A 21,934-nucleotide genomic window follows, 5' to 3' on the forward strand; every position below is an offset into this window, starting at 1 on the left:
CAGATGTCGCAGATCCATCGGATGCTGAACTGCCGTGGCACCCGGATCCACGCCGTCGAGGAGGGGGAGGGGCCGCTCGTGGTGCTGATCCACGGGTTCCCGGAGTCCTGGTACTCCTGGCGTCACCAGATTCCGGCACTCGCCGCGGCGGGCTACCGCGTGGTCGCGATCGACCAGCGCGGTTACGGGCGTTCCTCGAAGTACCGCGTGCAGAAGGCCTATCGCATCAAGGAATTGGTGGGCGACATCGTCGGCGTCATCGATGCCTACGGCGTCGAGCGGGCGGTCGTGGTCGGCCACGACTGGGGCGCTCCGGTGGCCTGGACCTTCGCCTGGCTGCACCCGCAACGCTGCGCGGGAGTCGCCGGCATCAGTGTGCCCTTCGCCGGCCGTGGCGTGATCGGGCTGCCGGGCAGTCCGTTCGGGGAGCACCGCCCTGACGACTACCACCTGGAGCTGGCCGGTCCGGGGCGCGTCTGGTACCAGGACTACTTCTCGGCGCAGGACGGCATCATCGCCGAGATCGAGGAGGATCTGCGCGGATGGTTGTGGGGCCTGACCTACACGGTGTCGGGTGACGGGATGATCGCGGCGACCAAGGCCGCCGTCGACGTCGGGGTCGACCTGGAATCGATGGACCCGATCGACGTGATCCGGGCCGGCCCGCTGTGCATGGCCGAGGGCGCCAGGCTCAAGGACGCCTTCAGCTATCCCGAGACGATGCCGGACTGGTTCACCGAGGACGATCTCGATTTCTACACAGGCGAATTCGAGCGTTCCGGGTTCGGCGGTCCGCTGAGCTTCTACCACAACATCGACAACGACTGGCACGACCTCGCCGAGCAGGCAGGCACCCCGCTGACCCCGCCGGCGGTGTTCATCGGCGGACAGTACGACGTCGGTACCACATGGGGAGCCGAGGCCCTCGAACGCGCACCCGAGGTGATGCCGAACTACTGCGGGACGCACATGGTGCCCGACGTGGGGCACTGGATTCAGCAGGAGGCCCCCGAGGAGACCAACCGGCTGCTTCTCGACTTCCTGCGTGGGCTGGGATAGGAGGGCGGTTGTGTCGATGGAACTCAGAGACTGCCCCGCCGACGGGACGGAACTGCGGCGGGCGTTCGGCTGTTTCCCGTCCGGGGTTACCGCCGTCTGCGCGATCATCGACGGTGAGCCGGTGGGGATGGCGGCGAGTTCGTTCACCCCGGTCTCGATCGACCCTCCGCTCGCATCGATCTGCGTGCAGAACACCTCGACGACGTGGCCGCGGTTGCGCAACCAGCCTCGCCTCGGTCTGAGCGTGCTGGCCGAGGACCACACCGAGGCTGCGATCAGCTTGTCGCGCAAGGTCGGTGACCGGTTCGCCGGGGTGTCATGGGCCGAGTTGCCCAGCGGGGGAGTGTTCGTCGACGGCGCGAGCGCGTGGTGGGACTGCCGGGTGTACGCCGAGGTGGGGGCAGGCGATCACACCATCGTGCTGCTGGAGATCTGCGCACTGGGTGCCGCGCCGAGCACGCCGCCGCTGGTGTTCCACGGCAGCCGGTTCCGTCGTCTGGCGATGGTCATGGAGGAGCGGAATGAGGACCACTGACCTGCGGGTGCGGCGGGCGATCCATGCAGTCGCGGAAGGCAGGCCGGTCGTGGTGACCGCCGATACCGAGCGCGACGGCGCCGGCTATCTGGTCTTCGCCGCCGACGCCGCAACCCCGAACATCCTCGCGTTCACCGTGCGACACACCTCGGGGCTGGTCCGCGTCGCGCTCCCACTTTCCGAATGTGCGCGGCTCGACCTGCCGCCGATGTGCTCAGCCGATCCCGATGGCTCGCACGCTGCGGCCCAGCGGGTCGCGGTGGATGCCGGCGGCAACGGCACCGGGATCTCGGCGACCGACCGCGCCCGGACGATCGCGGCGCTGGCATCCGAGCATGCCCAACCGGGTGACTTCCGTCGCCCCGGCCACGTGATCCCGGTGCAGGCCAACGCCGATGGGGTGTTGGGCAGCCCCGGAGCGGTCGAGGCAGCGGTGGACCTGGCACGTCTTTCGGGGCGACGCCAGGCGGCCGGGCTGTGCGAGATCGTGTCGAGGAATCACCCTGCCACGATCGCGTGCGGTACCGAACCGGTGGAGTTCGCACTCGAGCACGGCTTGGCGACCGTCTCGATCGGCGAGCTGGTGGCCTACCGCCGTCGCACCGAGCGCCAGGTCGTCCGGCTCGCCGAAACCGTCCTGCCGACCGGCGGCGGCACGCACCGGGTCATCGGGTTCCGAGATGTTCACGGGGGCGCCGAGCATCTCGTCCTCGTCATCGGCTCGGTCGGTTCCGGGGAGCCGGTTCCGTTGCACGTGCACGTCGAATGTCTCACCGGCGACGTGTTCGGCTCGACGGTCTGCCACTGCGGAGCCGAGCTCGACAGCGCCGTCGCCACGATGAGCGCCCAGGGCGGCGGGGTGATCGTCTACCTACGTCCCCCCGGGTCGCTGCGCGCCTGCGGCCTACCCCGGCCCGATCACTCGCCCAGCCCGGATCTGCTTTCGGACACCGTCGCATGGATCCTCCGGGATCTCGGCGTGTACTCCCTCAGGCTCGCCGACGATGCGCCGGGATACGGGCTCGTGATGTTCGGCGCCCTCCGCCAGAACCGCACCGCAGCGTGAGAAGCTCCAGGGTGCAACGTGATACGAGGATGAGGCGATGACGTATCCAGACCTGGCCGACAAGGCCGTGATCGTGACGGGGGCGGGCGCCGGAATCGGGCTGGCGATCGCCGAGCGTCTGGCCGCCGAGCGTTGCCGGGTGGTGTGTGCGGACATCGACGGCGCCGCAGCCGATGCCGCAGCAGCGGCCATCGGTAATGGCGCTGTCGGTTACGCCGTCGACGTGAGCGACGAGCCGCAAGTGGTGGGTATGGTCGAGGCCTGCGTCGCGGCCTTCGGTGGGGTCGACAAACTCGTGGCCAATGCCGGTGTGGTGCATTTCGCGCCGCTCACCGAGACGACGGTCGACGACTTCGACCGGATCATCGGGATCAACCTGCGGGGCGCGTGGCTGTGCACCAAGCACGCGGCGCCGAGGATGGCCGAGCGCGGTGGCGGCGCCATCGTCAACATGTCTTCGCTCGGTGGCCTTGTCGCTGCTGCCGGGACCGCCGCATACGGCATGTCCAAGGCCGGGATCATCCATCTCAGCCGGATCACCGCCGCCGAAATGCGTGCTGCCAACATACGGTCCAATGCGCTGCTTCCGGCGTTCGTCGACACCCCGATGCAGCAGACCGCGATGACGATGTTCGACGAGGCCCTCGGTGACGGAGGTGCCGCGACGATGATCGGACGCCTGCAGGGGAGGATGGCCGGCCCGGCGGAGATGGCAGGTGTTGTCGCGTTCCTGCTGTCCGACGCGGCCTCGATGGTCAACGGGACGGCTCAGCTCGCCGACGGCGGGACCCTCGCCGCGCTGTGGTGACGGCACCCGGCGCCGTGGCCTGGGCTACTGCAGTTGCCCGAGGAACTCCAGCAGCAACTGGTTCGTCTCGGCAGGCCTCTCCTGCTGGATCCAGTGCCCGGCGCCCGCGATGAGGTGACTTCCGCGGTAGTCGGGCATCTTCTCGTCGGCGCGGGCGATCGCCTCGGCGCCCCAGGTGGTGGCGATGTCGTACTCGCCGCCGATGAACATGGCCGGCGGCGTCAACGGCTGGTTCTCGACGCCGTCGAGTACCTCCCAGCCGGCGTCGACATTGTGGTAGAACGCCAGGCCCCCGGCGAACCCGGAACACTCGAATTCGTTGACGTAGAAGTTCAGGTCGTCTTCGGTGAACCACTGCGGCATCGACTCCGGCCATACGAACGCGTCGTCGAGTCGCGCGCCCTCGACCATGCACAGCGGGCCGTAGCGCAGCGCCTCTACCGGATCCGCGGGAGGCACGTGTCCGTCGGCGATGGCCGCCGCCACGGCATCGCCGGACACCGTGTAGGTGAGTCCGAGGAACCACTTGCGGAGGTCTTCTTCGATCTCGTAGAGGATTCCGTCCTGCGCGGAGAAGTAATCCTGATAGAAGGTGCGGCCGGGTCCCGCGAGTTCGATGTGGTAATCGCGTGGGCGGGTCTCCCCGAAGGGACATCCGGGCAGTCCGATCAGGCCCCGTCCCGCGAACGGAACACTCACGCCGACAACGCCTCTGCATCGCTGAGGGTGCAGCCAGGCGAAGGTCCACGCGACCGGGGCGCCCCAGTCGTGGCCGATCACCACGGCCTGCTCCTCCCCGAAGGCGTCGATCAGCGCCTCTACGTCGGCGACGACCCGGTCGATGCGGTAGGCATCGTTGACCCGGAATTTCGACGACCGTCCGAAGCCGCGCTGATCGATGGCGACCACCCGGTAGCCGGCATTCGCCAGTGCAGGAATCTGATGCCGCCAGGAGTACCACGATTCCGGGAAGCCGTGCAGGAGGATGACCAGTGGACCGGACCCCTGCTCGACGGCGTGGATGCGGGTGCCGTTGCAGTCGATGTTCCTGTGGATCAATTCGTGCTCATTTCTCCGTGGTGATTGCTGGATAGGTCATCGTCAGCCCATTCGGCCGCTGCCAGAAGTGCCAGGCGGGCTTGTGTTTCCGGCGATTCGGACACGGCTACTGCGCCACCAGACCGCCGTCTACGAGCAGCGCGTGCCCGGTCACGAAACTGGACTCATCCGATCCGAGCCAGAGCGCGGAGCGCGCGACCTCCTCAGAGGTGGCCACCCGTCCGAGCGGTGTCTGCTGGTCCAACGACTCTCGAAGGCCGGGGATCTCGTGACTCACCTTGTCGAGCATCGGCGTGTCGACCATGTGGGGGCACAGCGCGTTCACCCGGATACCGTGCGCCGCGACATTCATGGCCGTCGACTTCACCAGCCCGACGACGGCGTGCTTGCTCGCGACGTAGGCAGGAAGACCGGCCGGCCCGATCAGCCCGGCCGCAGACGCGGTGGCGACGATGATTCCCCGGCGTCTCTCGATCATGGTGGGCAATACCGCGCGGACGGTCCTCCAGGTGCCGGTGACATTGATGTCGAGAATCCGGGTGAACTCGTCCTCGGAGTAGGACCAGACATCCCCCGGTGAGCCGAGGACGCCGGCGTTGGCGAACGCGACATCGACCGGCCCGAGCTCGTGTGATCCCCGCTGAACGAGGCTCTCGAGGTCCGCGGTGCTCGTGATGTCGCATCGGGCATGCACGACTTGAGCGCCGCGCGCCCTCAGTTCCTCGGCGGCGTCGGCCAATCTGTCGACGGTGACGTCGCCGAGGATGAGTCTGGCGCCCTCGCGCGCCGCTGCGAACGCGATCGCACGGCCGATACCGGAGGCCGCACCGGTCACCAGCACCGTGGTGTCGATATAGCGATCATCCACCGAGCTTCTCCTGACAGCCGATTCACCGTTGAGCGGCACTGACATTAGTGGCGTTGCGCGTTGCGATGTGGTCGGGCGCAACGGCGTACAAAGCGAAGGCAAGAGGGTCCAATTCGCGGCCCGACCGTGTCCTGCGCAACTACACTGTCCGGGGGATGTGAAGCTGTGTCGGAGGTGCGATGGCCGCCCAAGGTGTGAACGACGTGGATGCCACGGGAGTTGATCGCCGGGTTCCCGCCAGGTTGGTGCTGGCCACCCGCGACGGCCAGTTGCCTGGCGCTGACCTGCGCGTCTACCAGTTCCATTCGCACCAGACGCAGGTCCCACCGCTTCGCGACATCGCCGTCATCGGATGGCAGTCCCGTGCACAGATCGCGCTGCGCTGCGGTGCGATTCGCAGCCGCGCCCAGATGAGCCCCGGCGATTTCTCCATCCTGCGGCCCGGCTACGAGTCGACATGGCAATGGAGTAGAGGTTTCCAGGCCACGGTGTTGTATCTGAATGAGCGGCGGTTCGCCGATTTCGCCTCCGAGGTCTTCGACCACCACGTCGACAGCGTGACGATCCGCGAATCCTTCCAGGTGCAGGATTCCGTGATTCATCACGGATTGTTCCTGTTGGCAACGGAACTGCGGCGTGATGAATTCGGAGCGGCGCTCTACCGTGACGCGCTGGTCACTCAACTCTGTGTGCATTTGCTGCGCCACCATGCCGAGTCCCGTCTTCGGGCGCACCGTCACCCAGGTGCCCTGAATGCCGCTCAGGCACAGCAGGTTACCGACTACATCGAGCACAATCTTGACTCCGACCTTTGCCTCAGCTCGCTCGCCCGCGTGGCCGGGCTGAGCCAGTACCATTTCGCGCGCCTGTTCAAGAAGCGGTTCGGCGCTCCGCCACATGCATACGTTCAACGGCGACGCATCGAGCGTGCGCGTCACCTCGTCCTGCACAGCGACATGCCGCTCAAAGAGGTCGTGGGCGTGACCGGTTTCTGTGACCAGAGCCATCTGACGAGGGCCTTTCGGCGCGCGTTCGACATCACCCCGGCCGAGTTACGGAGATCTTCCGACTAGCGCAAGCCGGAACCGAGAACCTCGCAAGGCCGTCCAAGACCGCGCATGGCCGCGTCGCGCAGACTTCAGGCGACGTGTGCATCGAGGCTCGGAGGTTTGTGGTGATCACTGGCAAGGACGACGTCCGGTTCGGCGGATTCGCGGGACGGCACGCGATCGTGATCGGTGCGAGCACCACTGGCCTGGTCGCATCAGCAGTAGCGGCAAGGCATTTCGACACGGTGACGACCATCGAACGGGACAGCTTGCCCGGCGATCCGGTGTGGCGCAAGGGTGCACCGCAGTCGCACCACGGCCATATCCTGCTGCGCGGTGGGCAAAATGTGTTCAACCATTACTTCCCCGGGCTGACGGCCGATCTGTTGGCCAAGGGTTCGGTGGAGGTGGACATGGCCAACGACATCTGCTGGTATCACTCGGGAGGCTGGAAGAAGCGGTTCGAGAGTGGGCTGACGATGCTGTGCCAGACCAGAGGCTTCCTCGAACTGAACCTCCGGCAACGACTGTCGCAGGTGCCGAATGTGTCGGTGCTACAGAATGTCAAAGCCACGGGGTACCGGGCCGAGGGCAACCGGATAATCGGTGTCGAGCTCGATGACGACACGTTCCTGGCGGCCGATCTGGTGATCGACGCCAGCGGAAGAAACTCCGAAACCCCGAAGCGCCTCTGTGCCCTGGGCTTCGGGGAGCCCGAAGTCAGTGAGCTCCATGTCGATATCGGCTATTCGACGACGCTGTTCACTCCGCCGGCCGACGGTCGCGACTGGAAGGCGATGCTGATCCATTCGAGGCCGCCGGCCACCCGGACCGCGGCGCTGTTGCCCACCGAGGGCGGTCGCTGGATCGTGACCCTGCTCGGCTGGCAGGGCGATTTCGCCGGGGGAGACATCGCCGGTTTCCTGGAATGGACAAAGGGTCTGCCGGTTCCCGACCTCTACGAGGCGCTGAGCGAGGCGACCTGTGTCGACGACGTGCATCGCTGGCGCTTCCCGGCGAATCTGCGCCGCCACTACGACCGGTTGGCTTCCGCGCCAGACGGTTTGGTGGTCATCGGAGATGCCAACACCTCCTTGAATCCGTTGTACGCGCAGGGGATGTCGCACGGGGCCATCGGCGCGAGCATCCTGGACCGGTGCCTGACCGAGCAGCGGGCAGCCTCAGGCGCCGGGCGGATAGACGGCTTCGCCAAGCGCTTCCACCGCGCCTACGGCCGATTCCTCGACGAGTGCTGGTTCACCTCGACGGTGGAGGACTACGGCGCGGTCTCCGCCGGCGGGGGTGGCCGGTTGGTGTCCAGGCTGGCGAGCTGGTACCTCGGAAAGGTGACGGAGATGACCTGGCGGGACGCTGAGATCGCGCGCGAGTTCATCGATGTGATGCACCTGCAGCGGGCGCCGAAGACCCTGATGCGGCCGGCCGTCGCGGTCAAGGCGCTGTTGCCGAGTTCACCAGCAGCACACCAGGTCCGACCGGTTCGTGCGTAAGCCGGCCACCTGGTCCGAGGGGATTCACTGTCTGCTGGTGAGAATCGACAGTGTGATGGCGGTGATCTCATCGGCTATCCCGGCGTAGCGGGTGAGGTGCCAGGTCCGGACGGCGTCATCGATGAAACTGTTCGCAGCGCCCACCAGCAGTCGGGCCTCGGCAGGGGCGGTCTGGGGGACGAGCTTGCCGATGAGTTCGATCCACACCGCCTCACGGTCGGCTTGATTTCTCATGTACCGGTCCCGGACCTCCTCGGACGCGAAGGAGAGCTCGGTGACCGACATGGCGACCAGATCGGGATCGTCCAGGCTGATCTGGACGCGTCCAGCGACCAGTGCGCGAAGGCATTCCGCCGCTTCGGTATCCGTGCGTAGAACCCGAATGCAGGCGAGGCTCCACCACTCGTCGAGGCGGGTGATGAGGGCGTCGAGGATCGCCTGTTTGGAGGAGAACGAGCGGTACAGGCCCGGACCGGCGATTCCCACCCCTTTCCCGATCTCACTGGTACTCACGGCCGGGTAACCCTGTGCGCGGAACAGTCGCGCCCCGGCCGCCAGCAGGGTTTCGTGTCGGGAGAACAGAGCGCGCTCGTCGTTCGGCGGCGCAACGTCAGGCTCCAGGGGGCCTACGGGGGGAGTCCGTGCGACCGCCATACACGCTCCGAACAGGAGTCGGTGGAGCTCGTCCTTCGCCAGGGTGAGACTGTGCCGGCCCAGGCTGGTGATCACGCTCGACACCGCCCACGCGCGTAGCTCCGCGTGTCTCGGGCTCAGGTCCGGCACCTCGACGCGGAGACTCTGCTCGATGCCGGTGACGATCGCGTGGATGCGCCGTCGCACCTCGGCCCGCTCTGCAGCGTCGAGGTAGCGGGCTTCGCGTTGCCAGAGCACCGTCAGCGATCGGGATGCGACGGCCGCGGTGACGAGATCCGGTAGCTCGGCGCTCAGGGCTTTGTGAGGAGATTCCGCCTCACCGCCGGCGGGCGGTCGGGCGCTCTGGTACTGCTCCTGGCCGGCGCGGATGGCCGCGGCCAACAAGGCCTGCTTATTGTCGTAGTGGCGATACAGTGCCCGCGCGGTGACTCCGGATGCCTCGGCGATGTCCTCGAGTTTCACCGAGTGAAAGCCCCGGTCGATGAACAGCCGGACGGCCTGGTCGAGGATCTGCTGCTTGCGGTCCTTCGGTCTGCGCCGGACCATGGGAACGACGGGCTCCGCCACGCGTGCTGACCCCCTTCCTCCCCGACTGATGCAATGGCGATACTACCCAAATACATCGGCGTGTGTTGCATCCACGCTGACCGGCTCTTTAATTCCGAGCCGCTAATGTAGCGGGCGTATTGTCAAGTGACATAATTGGGGGGCATCCGGCCTGCCGGTTCAGCCGACGGAGCGGTCCGAGCCTTCCCAGTACCTGGCCCGGAGCTCGCGTTTGAGCACCTTACCGGCGGCCGACAGGGGCAGCGCCGCGACGACCTCGACGGTCCGTGGAACCTTGTAGCCGCCGATGAGCGATCTGCAGAATTCCCGCAGTTCCTCGGGATCCAGATTCCGGGCGTCGGCGCCTCCCTCCGCCGACGGCACCACGACGGCGTGCACCCGCTCACCCCATCGCTCGTCGGGCACCCCGATCACCGCGCACGCGGCCACCGCGGGATGGCGCGCCAACGCGTTCTCCACCTCGACCGAGTACACGTTCTCCCCGCCGGAAACGATCATGTCCTTGATGCGATCCACGACGAACACATAGCCACGCTCATCCATGTAGCCGGCGTCCCCGGTGTGCATCCACCCCCCGCGCAGCGCGGTCGCGGTGTCCTCCGGCCGGCCCCAATACCCCGCCATCACATGCCCGCCGCGGACCGTGATCTCCCCGACGTCGCCGCGGGGAACTTCGACGTCGTCCTCGTCGACGATCCGCACCTCGGAGTGCGGCGCCGCGACGCCGCCCGACCGGCGCAAAACCGGATCGTCGTGGTCCCGCGGTGAGAGCAGCGTGGCGATCGGCGACACCTCGGTCATCCCGTAGGCCTGAACAAAGGACGCAGTCGGCAACCGCTTCGAAGCCCGCTCGAGCAGAGCCGCTGCGATCGGTGACCCGCCGTACATGACCATCTGAAGAGCGCTGGTGTCGTAAACGGGCAACGCCGGATGGTCGACAAGCATCTGAACCATCGTCGGAACCAGCAACAGATCGCTCACTCGATGCCGCTGCAGCGCGTCGAGCACACCCTCGGGTTTGAACGACGGGATGAACACGTGTGTCCCACCGCGGATCACCTGCTCCAGCCAAATGGCGAGATCGGCGAGATGGAACATCGGTGCGGCATGCAGCAGCGGCCCGCCCGAGGTCAGAAAGAACCCCGATGCAAGCGCGCCCATGGCTGACGTCATCAGGTTGTCGTGGGTCAGCATCACACCCTTCGGGTGGCCGCTGGTGCCGCCGGTGTAGAAGACCCCGGCCAGATCGGAGCCGCTGCGGTGCGCGTCGGTTACCGGATCACTGACACCCAACAGGTCTTCGAAGGCAAGGCATTCCGGGGGTGCCACACCGTCGCCGCAGTGAATGACGTCGCCCAAACCGGGGAACTCGCGGCGCAGTTCAGGGAGCATCGGCAGGAACGCATCGTCGATGAGCAGGATTCGTGAGTCCGAGTCGCGTAGGGCGTAGGCTATCTCGGCTGCACTCCACCGGATGTTGACGGGGTTCGTCACGCATCCGGACCACACCGTGGCCAGCAGTGACTCCTGATAGCGGTCGGAGTTCAACGACAGGATGGCGATCCGGTCACCCGGGCTCGCGCCCAATGACCGAAAGCCCCCGGCCAGCCGACTGACCCGGTCACCGACGTCGGCAAACGTGCGCACCCGCTCGCCGCAGATCGTCATCGTGGCATCCGGGGTGGCGCGCAGGGATCGATGCAGCCCCTGGGTCAGATACATCCCGTCGCTCATTGCGGCGTGAACCGGAAGGGCAGTCGCTTCAGGCCGTGAATGAAATTGGTGGCCAGCATGTCCGGCGCGTCAGTCTCGAATTCGGTTATCCGAAGCAGCAACTCGCGCAGTTCGGCGCGCAGCATCGACCGGGCCAGATTGGCTCCGAGGCAATAGTGCACGCCGCCCCCACCGAAACTCACATGCGGATTGGGGGACCGCGACAGATCGAGCTCGCGCGGGCGGTCGAATACGTCTTCGTCGAAATTGCCTGCCTGGTAGATCATCACCACCCTGTCACCCGGCATGATTCGCCGGCCGCCCAGCTCGGTTTCCACGGCGGCTGTGCGGGTGAACGTCAACAGTGGTGTGGCCCAACGGATGAACTCCTCTACCGCGGTGCCGATGCGATTGTCAAAGTCCTCGAGCAGCCACGCGTGCTGCTCGGGGAACAGCGACAGCGCACGCACAGCGTGACCCAGCGTCGTCTTGGTGGTGTCGGTGGCCGCGCCGGACAACAGGCAGAAGAACGACGAGATCTCGAAGTCGGTGAGCATCTGTCCGTCGATCTCAGCGTGCACCAGTGAGGAAATGATGTCGTCCCCCGGCTGTTGCCGGCGCATTTCGATGATCTCCTGCGCCACCTGGTGCAGCCCGCCGATCGATTCGAGTTGCATGTCGGCGGCGCTGCGCCCAGCCAGGATCTCCTCGTCCGACCAGGACACCGAGCCGATGACGTGCTCGACGGTCCGCTCCTCGAGATGATCGGGCACGCCGAACATCTCACAGAACATCCGCAGGGGGAGCCGACTCGCACAGCGATCCATGAACTCGATCTCGCCGGTGGGATCGGCGATGAACCCGTCGACGACCTCCTTGGCGACGAGGTCGATCTTGTCCTCGATGCGGGTGATCTGCCGGGGCGTGAACGCCTTGTTGACCAGCCGGCGCAGCTTGTCGTGGCGGGGCGGGTCCATCGCCAGAAACGACAGCGCCATCTCAAGGAACAGCGGGGGGAGGCGGTCGAACATGACGCCCTGCCCCGAGATGAAGGTCCGATTGTCGTGGCTGACCTGTCTGATGTCCGCATGGCGGACGACCGCCCAGAACCCGGGGTCGTCAGGGTCAGGTACCACGGCGCCTTCGATCGGACGCTGCCACGACACCGGATGCTCGGCGCGCAGCGCTGCGAAGATCTCCATCTTCTCGTCGGCAGGGCGGGCCCAGAACGCCTTGCGCGATATGTCGATATCGCAGTGGTCGGGCTTGTTGTCGGATGTTGCGGCCAGATACTCGTCGATCTGCATTGCGCCTCCAGTGCACGCTCGGTGTGTATTCAGTGTCGAAGACGTGCGGTCTGCTGACATCTCTCCAACAGGGTCTGTTTGCATCCCCTACGGACGGCCGGACGGTGAGTTCAGGCGAAGCCAGTGCGAGACCGCTTCGGCGCGATTCGCCGCACCCAGCTTGCGGAGGATGTGCTTCATGTGCCCTTTGACCGTTCCCTCCGAGATGGTCAAGGCACGTGCGATCCGTGCGTTGGTGGCACCTTCTGCGACGAACTCCAGCACCTCGAGCTCTCTGCGGGTGAGCGAGTGGGCCCGCCCCGAGGGAGCCCGTGCACCGGGTGGCTGGGCCCGTTCCGTGGTGACGTTCCAGCCGGGTCGGCCGGACGGATGCGGCTGACCGCACCAGCTGCGCTCCAGGTCGGCGATTCGTGTGGAGATTCCGTCGAGCTCGCCGCGCAGCACGCGCAGGTCGTCCAGCATCCTCACCCGGGACATGGCGGCGCCCAGGAACTCACCGAACAGACCCATCAGCTGCATGTCGGTGTCGGTGAACGTGCGGGACCGGTAGAACGCGTCGGCATGGATGAATCCGATCACGGTCCGATTGGCGAGGATGGGTGCGGCGACATAGCGCCTTCCCTTTGAGATTTCGATGATCGCGGCGTAACAGCGGGGCAGCTTGCTGACGTCGTCGACCAAGATCGCCTTCCGTCTACGGATCACCTCGGCCTCGGGCAGCGAGGTATCGATGACCTCGGGACGGGCCTGCCCGGCCGCGACGATCTGAGATGCCCACGCCGGGTCCCGCTCGATGTGGCCCGCGACCGGCACCCATGTCCCGCCGGACACCGACGAGATCATCGCGCGGTCGAAGCCCAGGGTCGTTGTCGCGACCGCGGCCCGCGCCAGCAGGTGGGCGGTGTCGTCGATCTCCTCGAGTTCGGCGATCGCGTCCCTCAGGGTTGCGAGCGCGGTGTCCATCCGTCCGGCCTGCCGGGGCGCACTGGCCATGGAGTCCTCCTCCGGTACCTCGTATCAGTGCCGCAGAGTGGGGGACGGCTGACTGCCCATCCATAGTAAGTGAATTAATGATCAATAATATGACCGTTACAAAAAGCCTGCTTACAACAGCTTAAGCGGTTATAAGTGAAAAGCAAGTAGTTCAATGGCTCAGCGTCCATTACTGTGACGGCGTGTCCGATGCACTGGTTGTCACCACCCGACCCGTCGACCACGTGGCGGTCGTCATGCTCAATCGCCCGGAGACGCTCAACGCCCTCGACCGCGGGTTGATGGACGAACTGCAGGTCAGCCTGCAGGCCCTCGCCGGTCAGGATGACGTCCATGTGGTGGTCCTGACCGGCGCCGGTCGCGGGTTCTGCTCGGGGGCCGATTTCGGCATCTTGTCTGTGCTGGCCGAGTCGGATTCGACGTTCGAGTTGATGAAGCATGTCAGCCGACCGGTCCAGACGCTGTACCACCTTCCGCAGCTGACCATCGCGGCGGTGAACGGTCCCGCGGCCGGGGCGGGTTGGGGTCTGGCGATGGCCTGCGACATCCGCGTCGCCGCGGCGTCGGCGCGGTTCGGTGCCACATTCGCCCGGATGGGCCTCGGGCCCGATTACGGCCTCTCCAAGACCTTGCCACAGGCTATCGGCCGTGACCGCGCGCTGGAGCTGTTGACGACTGCCAGGATCATCGATGCGGACGAGGCTTCGGCGATCGGCGCGGTCTCGGCGGTGGTCGACGATGTGTTGGCCCACACCGTGCGGCTGGCGACCGAGGTCGCGAGGGCGCCGGGCCGGACGGTCCGATCGGTGAAACGGACCATGCGCAGCGCCGCAGCCGCCGATTTCGACACCGCCGTCGGGGTGATCGAGGCGCGCGCCCAGGCCGAGCTGTTCAATCACCCCGACTTCATGGACGTCGCCGCGGGATGGGTCGCCCAGGTCGCCGGCAAGGCCGGGCCCGGTCATCGGCCGCCCGTCAGTCCTTAGAAGTTGAATCCGCCACCGCAGACCACTGTTTGGGCGCTGATGTAGTCCGACTCCGGGGTGCACAGCAGATACACCGCGCCGGCCGCCTCGGCGGGCGTGCCGGAACGGCCGAGGGGGATCATCTGCTCCATGGCTGAGAGCAGTCCTGGGTTGACCCCGACCTTGATCTCCCGGCCTGCCACGTCGATGGTCCCCTGACGGTCGGCCGGCGTCTCGGTCAGTCTGGTCTTGATCAACCCGAAGGCCACGCTGTTGACGGTGACGTTGTAGCGACCCCACTCCTTGGCCAGCGCCTTGGTGAGCCCGATGACACCGGCCTTGGCCGCGGCATAGTTCGCCTGCCCGGCGTTGCCGCCCACCCCGGCGAGCGAGGAGATGTTGACCACCTTGCGGCACCCGACCGGATCGCCGGATTCCTGGGCGCGCTTGACAAGTCCGCTGATCACCGGCTGCGCGGCGCGCAAGATGTGAAAGGGCGCCTTGAGGTGGACGTCGAGGATCGCGTCCCACTGCTCGTCGGTCATCTTCTGGATCACCGAATCCCAGGTGTAGCCGGCGTTGTTGACGATGATGTCGAGGCCGCCGAACGAGTCCATCGCGGTCTGGACGAACCGCTCACCGAAGTCGGAATCGGTGACGCTGCCGACGCAGGCAACCGCTTTGCCGCCGGCGGCTTCGATGGCCGCGACGGTCTCACGGGCGGGTTCGGCGTCGAGGTCGTTGACCACCACCGACGCGCCCTCGGCGGCGAGTTTGAGGGCGATCTCTCGGCCGATGCCGCGTCCCGAGCCGGAGACGACGGCGCACTTGCCAATCAGAGTTTTCATATTCCACAGTACCTTTCGCTACAGGCCGACGACGGCATCGCCGGACAGTGTGATCGTGCCGTCGGCCAGGGTGACGACGATCTCGACGGTGGCGCGCCGCTCGCCGTCGACGACGCCGATATCGGTGACCCGGCCGGTGCAGGTGGGCCGGGCGTGCACCGGTGTGATGGCGGCGAATCGCACCCGGAACGTCCGGAGCCTCTCCTGCGGCACCCAGTCGGTGATCAGCCGCCCGAGGTAGGCCATGGACAGCATCCCGTGCGCGAACACGTCGGGCAGACCTGCTGATCTGGCTTCGTCGAGGTCGACGTGCATCGGATTGTGATCGCCGGACGCACCGGCGAACAGCGCCAAGGTCAGCCGCGAGACGTCGGGCGCCTGCAGCGGGGGCAGCTCGTCGCCCACTGCGACGGAGTCGATGCCGATCATGCTGTGCCACCTGGGTTCTGAATGACGATCAGCGACTGCAGGTCCGCGATCACCGTCCCGTCCGCGCGGGTGATCCTGGTGTCCTTGGCGATGAAGTCCAGCGCGCCGGCCTTCTTGGTGTAGACGTCGGAGATGCGAGGAGTGGCGAGCAATTCGTCACCCGGATAGGCCATCGCGTGGTAGACGAAGCTCTGCTCACCGTGCAACACGCGGCGCAGATCGACACCCAGCGCCGACAGGTAGGAGAACGGGTCGGGCGCCTCGAGCTCGATGGAGAACAGGAACGTCGGGGGAACCGGCAGATCCGGATGGCCGGCGGCGCGGGCTGCCGCCACGTCGGTGTATTTCGGGTCGGTCTCGCCGATCGCCTTGGCGAAGAAGCGCAGTCGGCCCCGGTCGACGGTCATCGTTGCAGTCGGCAGTTCGGTGCCGACCACCGTCGGGTCCAGCGGCATGTTCAGCTCACCTTCTCGTAGAGAGTGACCACGGCCGCGCCGCCGAGTCCGATGTTGTGTTGCAGCGCAACGGTGACGCCCTCGACCTGGCGTGCCTGGGCATGACCTCGCAGCTGCCACACCAACTCGGCGCACTGGGCGAGTCCCGTGGCGCCCAGCGGATGCCCCTTGGACAGCAGCCCGCCCGACGGGTTGGTGACCACCCGTCCGCCGTAGGTGTTGTCGCCGTCGAGGATGAACTTCTCGGCGGTGCCGGCCGGGGTCAGCCCCAGTCCTTCGTAGGTGATCAACTCGTTGGCGGTGAAGCAGTCGTGCAGTTCGACGACGCGAATATCCTCGGGTGCCACGCCCGAGTCCTCATACACCCGGTCTGCGGCCGCTTTGGCCATGTCATAGCCGACGACCTTGATCATGTCGCCGGAGAAGGTCGTCGGGCCATCGGTGGTCATGGCCTGAGCCTTGATCGCCACCTCGACACGCAGTCCGTGCCTGCGTGCGAACTCCTCGCTGACCAACACCGCCGCTGCAGCCCCACAGGTCGGCGGGCAGCACTGGAGCCGGGTGAGCGGGCCGTAGACCGCTGGGGAGCCGAGAACCTCATCGAGGGTCACCTCATCGCGGAAGACCGCATAGGGATTGTTCTTCGCGTGCGCTCGCGCCTTGACCGAGATCCGGGCGAACGTCTCGGGCTGGGTGCCGTAGGTTTCGGCGTACTGCCGACCGGCACCACCGAAGTACTGGGCCGCCATCGGCGCGATGTCGTCCCACCCCTGCAGGGCTCGGGTGGCTTCGTCGAAGCGCTCGAACGGGCTGGGCCGGTCCGGCCACTTCGACCCGAGCGCGCCACGCTGCATCTGCTCGAAACCCAGTGCCAGCACGCAGTCGGCTGCGCCGGACTCGATTGCCTGACGCGCCAGCCACAGCGCGCTGGAACCCGTCGAGCAGTTGTTGTTGACGTTGACGATCGGGATGGCGGTGAGCCCGACGTCGTACAGTGCGGCCTGGCCAGAAGTCGAGTCGCCGTACACATACCCGACATAAGCCTGCTGCACGGCCGTGTAATCGATGCCCGCGTCGCGCAGGGCCTCGCGCACGGAAGCGGGTGCCATAACGGTATATGGCTCGGTCCTGCTGGGTGTGGTGAAGGGAATCATCCCGACGCCTGCGACTATCGTACGACGTGTCATAGAGCCCTCCAATGCTATTGACTATTCACTTAGGCTAGACGCTGGGTGCTGGCGGTGGCAACACGGATCCGGGGTGACCGGGCGATAGGCTGTCGGGTATCGCGGTCGCACGGCGCGGCGGAGGAAGGGGCTGAAGGCGTGACGAGCGTTGCCCGCCCGGAACGGGGCACCAGGCCGTCCAATCGCCGGGAACTGATCGGCGCCGCCGCCACCGAGTTGTTCTGCACACGCGGATACGAACACGTCGGCATGGGGGACATCGCCGAGGCCGTGGCCGTAGGTCCCTCCGCGCTGTACCGCCACTTCGCGGGCAAGCAGGAGTTGCTGGACTTCGTGGTCGCCGGTTGCCTGGGCTCGGCGACGGCGCTGGTGGACTCGGTCGACCTCGAGGACTTCGATCTTTCGCTGCTGCGGGCAGCGGAGGTGGCCGTATCGAACCGCTACACGGGGATCCTGCTGGGGCGGGAGGCGCGGCATCTGGCAGCGGGTGCCCAGGCGCGGTTGCGGGTCGCGGTCCGGCATCTCATCGGCCGGATCGCCGCACTCCTCGCGGTCCTGCGGCCGGATCTCGACAAGGATGCCGCAGACCTGATGGCGTGGTCGGTCGTGGGCATCGTCCTCAGTCCGGCCTTCTCGCAGTCGGACCTGTCCGACAGAGAGCAGGCGCGGCTGCTGGCCCAGCTGATCGGCGGGATCCTCACCGCTGAGGCGCCGGTCGGTTACACCATCGAACGCCGTCGGCGGGAGCGGACCGGGCTGCTTCCGCGGTCACGCCGAGAAGCATTGCTGCAAGAGGCTATCCGGCTATTCGCCGAGCGCCGCTACGCCAGCGTGGGGATCGAAGACGTTGCAGCATCTCTGGGAATGGCGGGGCCGAGTGTCTACAACCACTTCGACACCAAGATGGATCTGCTCGTCACCGCGCTGAACCGGGGCGCGGCATACCTGTACATGCAGGCATCGGACGGCTTGGCCGCCTCGGACTCAGCGCAGGACGCGTTGTCGGGGCTGGTCGCCTCGTATGTGGAATTCGCACTCACGCATCCGGCCCTGGTGGATCTGCTGGTGACCGAGGTGCGCAATCTGCCCGAGCCGCATCGTGACGCCGCGCTGACCGCGCAACGCGATTACGTCGAAGAGTGGGTTCACCTGTTGAGGCAGTGCCACCCGGACCGTGCGCGCTCTGCCGCGCGACTTCAGGTCCAGGCCGTGCTGAGCCTCGTCAATCTCGTTGCGCGGGTGCCGCATTTGCAGGCGACTCGTGCGACGGCCGGCGCGGTGGCGGAGATGGGCCGGCACCTTCTCGCCGTCCCACCGGCCAGTTCGGCATAGCGGGGGCGGAGAGGGCGGGGTTGCGGGCAGCGGCCCCGGCGACGGCCACGATTCCTGCGCCCGGCCGGTACCGGCATCGCAGATCGGCAATTCCCCTCTTAAGGGGGCAGTAGTCCTCCCAAACGGGGGGTCGCTTTGCTGTGACGGCTGGCAGAGGCTAGTGAGCATGACGAGCACCTTCGCCGCGAAGCGTCTGGCCCTGCACTCCGGTGAGTTGACGGCGTGCGGCACCGTCGGCCCTCCTGACGCCAGTGGATGTCCGAGTGGTGGTATCAGCTAGATACTTGAATAAGCGTAAAGCATGGATGTAATCGGTGTTTACGGTTCAGATGCACAGAAAGCCAGTTATTGGTTATAGACATCAGCGCAATGCGCCGCGTACTCTACCCAACGTCAACCGTCCACTTCGACTGTCGGGAGGGCCAGCGTGAACGATTCCGCCCGGCGAGATCGCCTCGGTGTCGTGTGGGTTGCGGCATGCTGATCGCATCGCACCCCGCGACCAAGCCCGTCCGCGCACTCGGCGGCTTCTTCGCAATGTCGCTGGACACCTTCATATTGATGTTCCAACGGCCATTCGCCTTTCGCGAATACGTCATTCAGACCTGGTTCGTTGCGCGCGTTTCCGTCCTCCCGGCGCTGATGCTGACCATGCCCTACTCGGTGCTCCTGGTCTTCACGTTCAACATCCTGCTCAATGAGTTTGGCGCGTCGGACTTCTCGGGAACGGGTGCGGCGATCGGCACGGTCAATCAGATCGGGCCGATTGTGACGGTGCTCGTCGTCTCCGGTGCCGGTGCGACGGCAATGTGCGCCGACCTGGGAGCGCGCACGATCCGTGACGAACTCGACGCACTGCGGGTGATGGGCATCAACCCTGTGCAGGCGTTGGTGGTGCCCCGGGTGCTTGCGGCCACCACCGTCGCCCTGGCCCTGTCCGCGTCGGTGATCATCGTCGGACTGGCCGGCGCATTCTTGTTCTGCGTCTACGTCCAGCACGTTTCCGCGGGAGCGTTCATCTCGGGCTTGACGCTGCTCACCGGCGCAGGCGATGTCGTCGTATCACTGATCAAGGCAACCCTTTTCGGGGCGGCAGCCGGCCTGATCGCCTGTTACAAGGGCGTCTACGTCGGAGGCGGTCCCGCCGGGGTGGGCAACGCCGTCAACGAGACAGTGGTCTTCACCTTCATGGTGCTCTTCGCGATCAACGTGATCGTGACCGCGGTCGGTATTCAGTTCACGGTGTCGTGAGGTGACCGGATGAGCGCCAGCGCGCCGAGCAAGCCGTTGGGACGGCTGCACATTCTTGTCGACGACTTCGCCGCGGGGTGGAACCGCATCGGCGCCCAGATGCGCTTCTACGCCGAGACACTGGCCGCGGTTCCGGACGCGGTCGTGCACTATCGGACCGAGTTGTTGCGGTTGATCGCCCAGATGGGTCTCGGCAGCGGAGCGCTGGTCGTGGTCGGCGGCACCGTTGCGATCGTGGGCTTCCTGACCATGACGACGGGCGCCCTGGTTGCGGTGCAGGGATACAACCAGTTGGCGTCGGTGGGATTCGAGGCCCTCACCGGGTTCGCCTCGGCGTTCTTCAACGTGCGGTTGATCGTACCGGGGACCACCTCGGTGGCATTGTCCGCCACGATCGGCGCCGCGGCGACTGCCCAGCTGGGTGCGATGCGGATCAACGAGGAGATCGACGCCTTGGAGGTGATCGGCATCCGCAGCGTCACCTACCTTGCCGCCACCCGCGTTCTGGCCGGCGTGATCGTGGTGATCCCGCTCTACTGCGTAGCGGTGATGATGGCCTTCCTGGCCGCCCGTTTCGGTACGACGGTGATCTACGGACAGGGGTCGGGCGTTTACGACCACTACTTCGGCACGTTCCTGAGCCCCACCGACCTCATCTGGTCGTTCTTTCAGTGCGTGGCCATGACGGTGGTCATCATGCTCGTGCACACCTACTACGGCTTCACGGCCTCGGGTGGCCCCGCCGGCGTCGGCGAGGCGGTGGGACGGGCAGTTCGTACCTCGATGGTCGTCGCGTCGGTGGAGATCGTGATGATCTCGCTGGCCGTCTACGGCCAGTCCGGCAACTTCAACCTCGCGGGTTGACCGTGCAGCCGCGCCCGGGTGGACCCCGTATCCACAACGCCTGGTGGACCGCGATCCTTCTGGTGATGGTCGCTGTCTTCCTCGTGGTCACGGCCGGGGTCTACAACGGTAGGTTCCGCGCCTATGTGCCGGTCTCTTTGACGTCGGACCGGTCCGGGCTGGTGATGGAGACCGGCGCCAAGGTCAAACTGCGCGGCGTCGAGGTCGGACGGGTCAAGAACATCAGCGGCGGCGACGGCCCAGCCAGACTGGAACTGGCCATCTACCCCGACCAGATCCAGTTCATTCCGGCCAATGTGCAGGCACAGATCCAGGCCACCACCGCCTTCGGTGCGAAGTTCGTCGACCTCGTGTATCCGGCCGACCCGAGCCCGGACCGGCTTGCCGCCGGTGCGGTGTTGCGGTCCACCAACGTCAGCACCGAGGTCAACACCATCTTCGAGAACCTGTCCGAGCTCCTGCAGATGATCGACCCGGCGAAGCTCAACGCGGTGCTGACCGCTGTGGCAGACGGGGTTCGGGGCAAAGGCGAGCGGATGGGACAGGCTGCCACCGACCTGAACGTGGTCCTCACCGCGCTCAACGAACGCAACGAGACGATCCGGCAGGACTGGCGCTCGTTCAAGGACTTCAACGACACCTACGCCACCGTCGCCTCCGACATCATCACGATCCTGGACGGTGCGAGCACGACCAGCGCCACCGTGGTCGACCACGCCGACGAATTGGATGCGCTGCTGCTCAACACAATTGGTCTGACGCGGTCAGGAACCGAGCTGCTTGGGTCCAGCAAAGACAGCCTAGTCGGACTGGTCAGCACGCTCGAACCGACGACCGGCCTGCTGCACAAGTACAGCCCGGTGTACACCTGCTGGCTGCAGGGGACGACCTGGTTCCTCGACAACGGGGGTTTCGATGTCTGGGGTGGGCGCAACGGACGCTCGATCGAACTCGACGTCGGCCTTCTGTTCGGCAACGACCCCTACAAGTATCCCGAAAACCTGCCCGTCATCGCCGCAAAGGGCGGTCCCGGCGGCCGGCCCGGGTGCGGATCGCTGCCCGACGCCACCAAGAACTTCCCGGTCCGCCAGCTCATCACGAACACCGGATGGGGCAGGGGGGTGGACATCCGGCCGAATCCCGGTATCGGCCATCCCTGTTGGGCGAACTACTTCCCGGTGACTCGTGCGAATCCGGAGCCACCGAGTATCAGGCAGTGCCTGCCCGGTCCTGCGCCGGGGCCCATCCCATACCCGGGGGCGCCGCCCTACGGAGCACCTCTCTACGGCCCGGGCGGTGTACCGCTGTTCCCAGGAGTGGCCCCCGCCCCACCCGCGCCACCCGCCGCGCTCGCGCCACCCGCGCCACCCGCGCCACCCACAGCACCCGCCCCGTGACACGACCACACCGACCACAG

21 protein-coding genes are annotated in these 21,934 nt (G+C 66.3%); 11 read left to right on the forward strand and 10 right to left on the reverse strand.

Going from position 1 to position 21,934, the window contains the following annotated elements; translation table 11 throughout:
• The first annotated feature begins 3 nt into the window (after positions 1–3).
• Genes BN976_RS15905 through BN976_RS15920 form a run of 4 tightly spaced genes read left to right on the forward strand, consistent with a single transcriptional unit; the run spans position 4 to position 3,468 of the window.
• Positions 4–1,059 (forward strand): alpha/beta fold hydrolase, encoded by a 1,056-nt coding sequence (locus BN976_RS15905; RefSeq protein ID WP_036371895.1) that lies wholly within the window; start codon positions 4–6, stop codon positions 1,057–1,059.
• A gap of 16 nt (positions 1,060–1,075) precedes the next feature.
• Positions 1,076–1,594 (forward strand): flavin reductase family protein, encoded by a 519-nt coding sequence (locus BN976_RS15910; protein WP_036372316.1) that lies wholly within the window; start codon positions 1,076–1,078, stop codon positions 1,592–1,594.
• Complete coding sequence (locus BN976_RS15915; RefSeq protein WP_036371897.1) at positions 1,581–2,660, forward strand: 3,4-dihydroxy-2-butanone-4-phosphate synthase; 1,080 nt, start codon at positions 1,581–1,583, stop codon at positions 2,658–2,660. Before BN976_RS15910 ends, BN976_RS15915 begins: the two co-directional genes overlap by 14 nt.
• 37 nt (positions 2,661–2,697) lie before the next feature.
• Positions 2,698–3,468 carry an SDR family oxidoreductase gene (locus BN976_RS15920; protein ID WP_036371899.1) on the forward strand — a complete coding sequence of 257 codons (771 nt, stop codon included), beginning with the start codon at positions 2,698–2,700 and terminating at the stop codon, positions 3,466–3,468.
• Positions 3,469–3,492: 24 nt separating this feature from the next.
• Here BN976_RS15920 and BN976_RS15925 read toward each other — a convergent pair whose 3' ends face one another.
• Entirely contained in the window at positions 3,493–4,527 is a 1,035-nt protein-coding gene (locus tag BN976_RS15925) for an alpha/beta fold hydrolase (RefSeq protein WP_036371901.1), read from the reverse strand.
• 106 nt (positions 4,528–4,633) lie between these two features.
• Positions 4,634–5,395 (reverse strand): SDR family NAD(P)-dependent oxidoreductase, encoded by a 762-nt coding sequence (locus BN976_RS15930; RefSeq protein ID WP_036371904.1) that lies wholly within the window; start codon positions 5,393–5,395, stop codon positions 4,634–4,636.
• Positions 5,396–5,574: 179 nt separating this feature from the next.
• Here BN976_RS15930 and BN976_RS15935 point away from each other — a divergent pair, with 179 nt between their 5' ends.
• Both BN976_RS15935 and BN976_RS15940 read left to right on the forward strand, forming a co-directional pair.
• Positions 5,575–6,468: a helix-turn-helix domain-containing protein gene (locus tag BN976_RS15935; RefSeq protein WP_049778136.1), complete on the forward strand. Its 894-nt coding sequence runs from the start codon at positions 5,575–5,577 to the stop codon at positions 6,466–6,468.
• A gap of 101 nt (positions 6,469–6,569) precedes the next feature.
• Positions 6,570–7,952, forward strand: coding sequence for an NAD(P)/FAD-dependent oxidoreductase (locus tag BN976_RS15940; RefSeq protein WP_036372320.1), 1,383 nt, complete (start codon positions 6,570–6,572; stop codon positions 7,950–7,952).
• A 24-nt stretch (positions 7,953–7,976) separates the two neighbouring features.
• Here the strand turns inward: BN976_RS15940 and BN976_RS15945 are convergent, their stop codons facing one another.
• From BN976_RS15945 to BN976_RS15960, 4 genes are all read right to left on the reverse strand, one after another.
• Positions 7,977–9,152, reverse strand: a complete 1,176-nt coding sequence (locus BN976_RS15945; protein WP_036371905.1) for a TetR/AcrR family transcriptional regulator — start codon at positions 9,150–9,152, stop codon at positions 7,977–7,979.
• Between the two features lie 180 nt (positions 9,153–9,332).
• Positions 9,333–10,907, reverse strand: coding sequence for an acyl-CoA synthetase (locus BN976_RS15950; RefSeq protein WP_011781150.1), 1,575 nt, complete (start codon positions 10,905–10,907; stop codon positions 9,333–9,335).
• A complete protein-coding gene (locus BN976_RS15955; protein WP_036371909.1) occupies positions 10,904–12,193 on the reverse strand; it encodes a cytochrome P450 in 1,290 nt (429 codons plus the stop codon). The genes BN976_RS15950 and BN976_RS15955 overlap by 4 nt, the downstream gene beginning before the upstream one ends.
• Positions 12,194–12,280: 87 nt before the next feature.
• Positions 12,281–13,186: a LuxR C-terminal-related transcriptional regulator gene (locus BN976_RS15960; RefSeq protein ID WP_036371911.1), complete on the reverse strand. Its 906-nt coding sequence runs from the start codon at positions 13,184–13,186 to the stop codon at positions 12,281–12,283.
• Positions 13,187–13,368: 182 nt separating this feature from the next.
• On the opposite strand from BN976_RS15960, the gene BN976_RS15965 reads away from it, so the two are divergent.
• Complete coding sequence (locus tag BN976_RS15965) at positions 13,369–14,172, forward strand: enoyl-CoA hydratase/isomerase family protein (RefSeq protein ID WP_051558439.1); 804 nt, start codon at positions 13,369–13,371, stop codon at positions 14,170–14,172.
• On the opposite strand, the gene BN976_RS15970 is transcribed toward BN976_RS15965, so the two are convergent.
• From BN976_RS15970 to BN976_RS15985, 4 genes are read right to left on the reverse strand one after another with little or no spacing between them, the layout of a single operon-like run.
• Positions 14,169–14,999: an SDR family NAD(P)-dependent oxidoreductase gene (locus tag BN976_RS15970; protein WP_036371914.1), complete on the reverse strand. Its 831-nt coding sequence runs from the start codon at positions 14,997–14,999 to the stop codon at positions 14,169–14,171. The two genes, BN976_RS15965 and BN976_RS15970, sit on opposite strands and share 4 nt — an antisense overlap.
• 18 nt (positions 15,000–15,017) lie before the next feature.
• On the reverse strand, positions 15,018–15,428 hold the full coding sequence (locus BN976_RS15975) for a MaoC family dehydratase (RefSeq protein WP_036371916.1): 411 nt from the start codon (positions 15,426–15,428) through the stop codon (positions 15,018–15,020).
• Entirely contained in the window at positions 15,425–15,883 is a 459-nt protein-coding gene (locus BN976_RS15980; protein ID WP_036371918.1) for a MaoC family dehydratase N-terminal domain-containing protein, read from the reverse strand. The genes BN976_RS15975 and BN976_RS15980 overlap by 4 nt, the downstream gene beginning before the upstream one ends.
• A 2-nt stretch (positions 15,884–15,885) precedes the next feature.
• Positions 15,886–17,070, reverse strand: coding sequence for a lipid-transfer protein (locus tag BN976_RS15985; RefSeq protein WP_036371921.1), 1,185 nt, complete (start codon positions 17,068–17,070; stop codon positions 15,886–15,888).
• A gap of 138 nt (positions 17,071–17,208) precedes the next feature.
• Here BN976_RS15985 and BN976_RS15990 point away from each other — a divergent pair, with 138 nt between their 5' ends.
• The 4 genes from BN976_RS15990 to BN976_RS16005 all read left to right on the forward strand — a co-directional run bounded on the left by BN976_RS15990 (position 17,209) and on the right by BN976_RS16005 (position 21,914).
• On the forward strand, positions 17,209–18,402 hold the full coding sequence (locus BN976_RS15990) for a TetR/AcrR family transcriptional regulator (protein ID WP_051558440.1): 1,194 nt from the start codon (positions 17,209–17,211) through the stop codon (positions 18,400–18,402).
• 477 nt (positions 18,403–18,879) lie between these two features.
• Positions 18,880–19,653 carry an MlaE family ABC transporter permease gene (locus BN976_RS15995; RefSeq protein WP_011781141.1) on the forward strand — a complete coding sequence of 258 codons (774 nt, stop codon included), beginning with the start codon at positions 18,880–18,882 and terminating at the stop codon, positions 19,651–19,653.
• 9 nt (positions 19,654–19,662) lie between these two features.
• Complete coding sequence (locus tag BN976_RS16000; protein WP_011781140.1) at positions 19,663–20,517, forward strand: ABC transporter permease; 855 nt, start codon at positions 19,663–19,665, stop codon at positions 20,515–20,517.
• Positions 20,518–20,519: 2 nt separating this feature from the next.
• Entirely contained in the window at positions 20,520–21,914 is a 1,395-nt protein-coding gene (locus BN976_RS16005) for an MCE family protein (protein ID WP_036371922.1), read from the forward strand.
• Positions 21,915–21,934: the final 20 nt, after the last annotated feature.

The sequence above is a fragment of the Mycolicibacterium austroafricanum genome (genome assembly GCF_000612725.1).
Classification (GTDB): Bacteria; Actinomycetota; Actinomycetes; order Mycobacteriales; family Mycobacteriaceae; genus Mycobacterium; species Mycobacterium austroafricanum.

Coding starts and splice junctions, on each gene's coding strand:
- BN976_RS15905 (WP_036371895.1), top strand. CDS start 4: ATGTCGCAGATCCATCGGATGCTGAACTGCCGTGGCACCCGGATCCAC.
- BN976_RS15910 (WP_036372316.1), top strand. CDS start 1,076: ATGGAACTCAGAGACTGCCCCGCCGACGGGACGGAACTGCGGCGGGCG.
- BN976_RS15915 (WP_036371897.1), top strand. CDS start 1,581: ATGAGGACCACTGACCTGCGGGTGCGGCGGGCGATCCATGCAGTCGCG.
- BN976_RS15920 (WP_036371899.1), top strand. CDS start 2,698: ATGACGTATCCAGACCTGGCCGACAAGGCCGTGATCGTGACGGGGGCG.
- BN976_RS15935 (WP_049778136.1), top strand. CDS start 5,575: ATGGCCGCCCAAGGTGTGAACGACGTGGATGCCACGGGAGTTGATCGC.
- BN976_RS15945 (WP_036371905.1), bottom strand. CDS start 9,152: ATGGTCCGGCGCAGACCGAAGGACCGCAAGCAGCAGATCCTCGACCAG.
- BN976_RS15950 (WP_011781150.1), bottom strand. CDS start 10,907: ATGAGCGACGGGATGTATCTGACCCAGGGGCTGCATCGATCCCTGCGC.
- BN976_RS15955 (WP_036371909.1), bottom strand. CDS start 12,193: ATGCAGATCGACGAGTATCTGGCCGCAACATCCGACAACAAGCCCGAC.
- BN976_RS15960 (WP_036371911.1), bottom strand. CDS start 13,186: ATGGCCAGTGCGCCCCGGCAGGCCGGACGGATGGACACCGCGCTCGCA.
- BN976_RS15970 (WP_036371914.1), bottom strand. CDS start 14,999: ATGAAAACTCTGATTGGCAAGTGCGCCGTCGTCTCCGGCTCGGGACGC.
- BN976_RS15975 (WP_036371916.1), bottom strand. CDS start 15,428: ATGATCGGCATCGACTCCGTCGCAGTGGGCGACGAGCTGCCCCCGCTG.
- BN976_RS15980 (WP_036371918.1), bottom strand. CDS start 15,883: ATGCCGCTGGACCCGACGGTGGTCGGCACCGAACTGCCGACTGCAACG.
- BN976_RS15985 (WP_036371921.1), bottom strand. CDS start 17,070: ATGACACGTCGTACGATAGTCGCAGGCGTCGGGATGATTCCCTTCACC.
- BN976_RS15995 (WP_011781141.1), top strand. CDS start 18,880: ATGCTGATCGCATCGCACCCCGCGACCAAGCCCGTCCGCGCACTCGGC.
- BN976_RS16000 (WP_011781140.1), top strand. CDS start 19,663: ATGAGCGCCAGCGCGCCGAGCAAGCCGTTGGGACGGCTGCACATTCTT.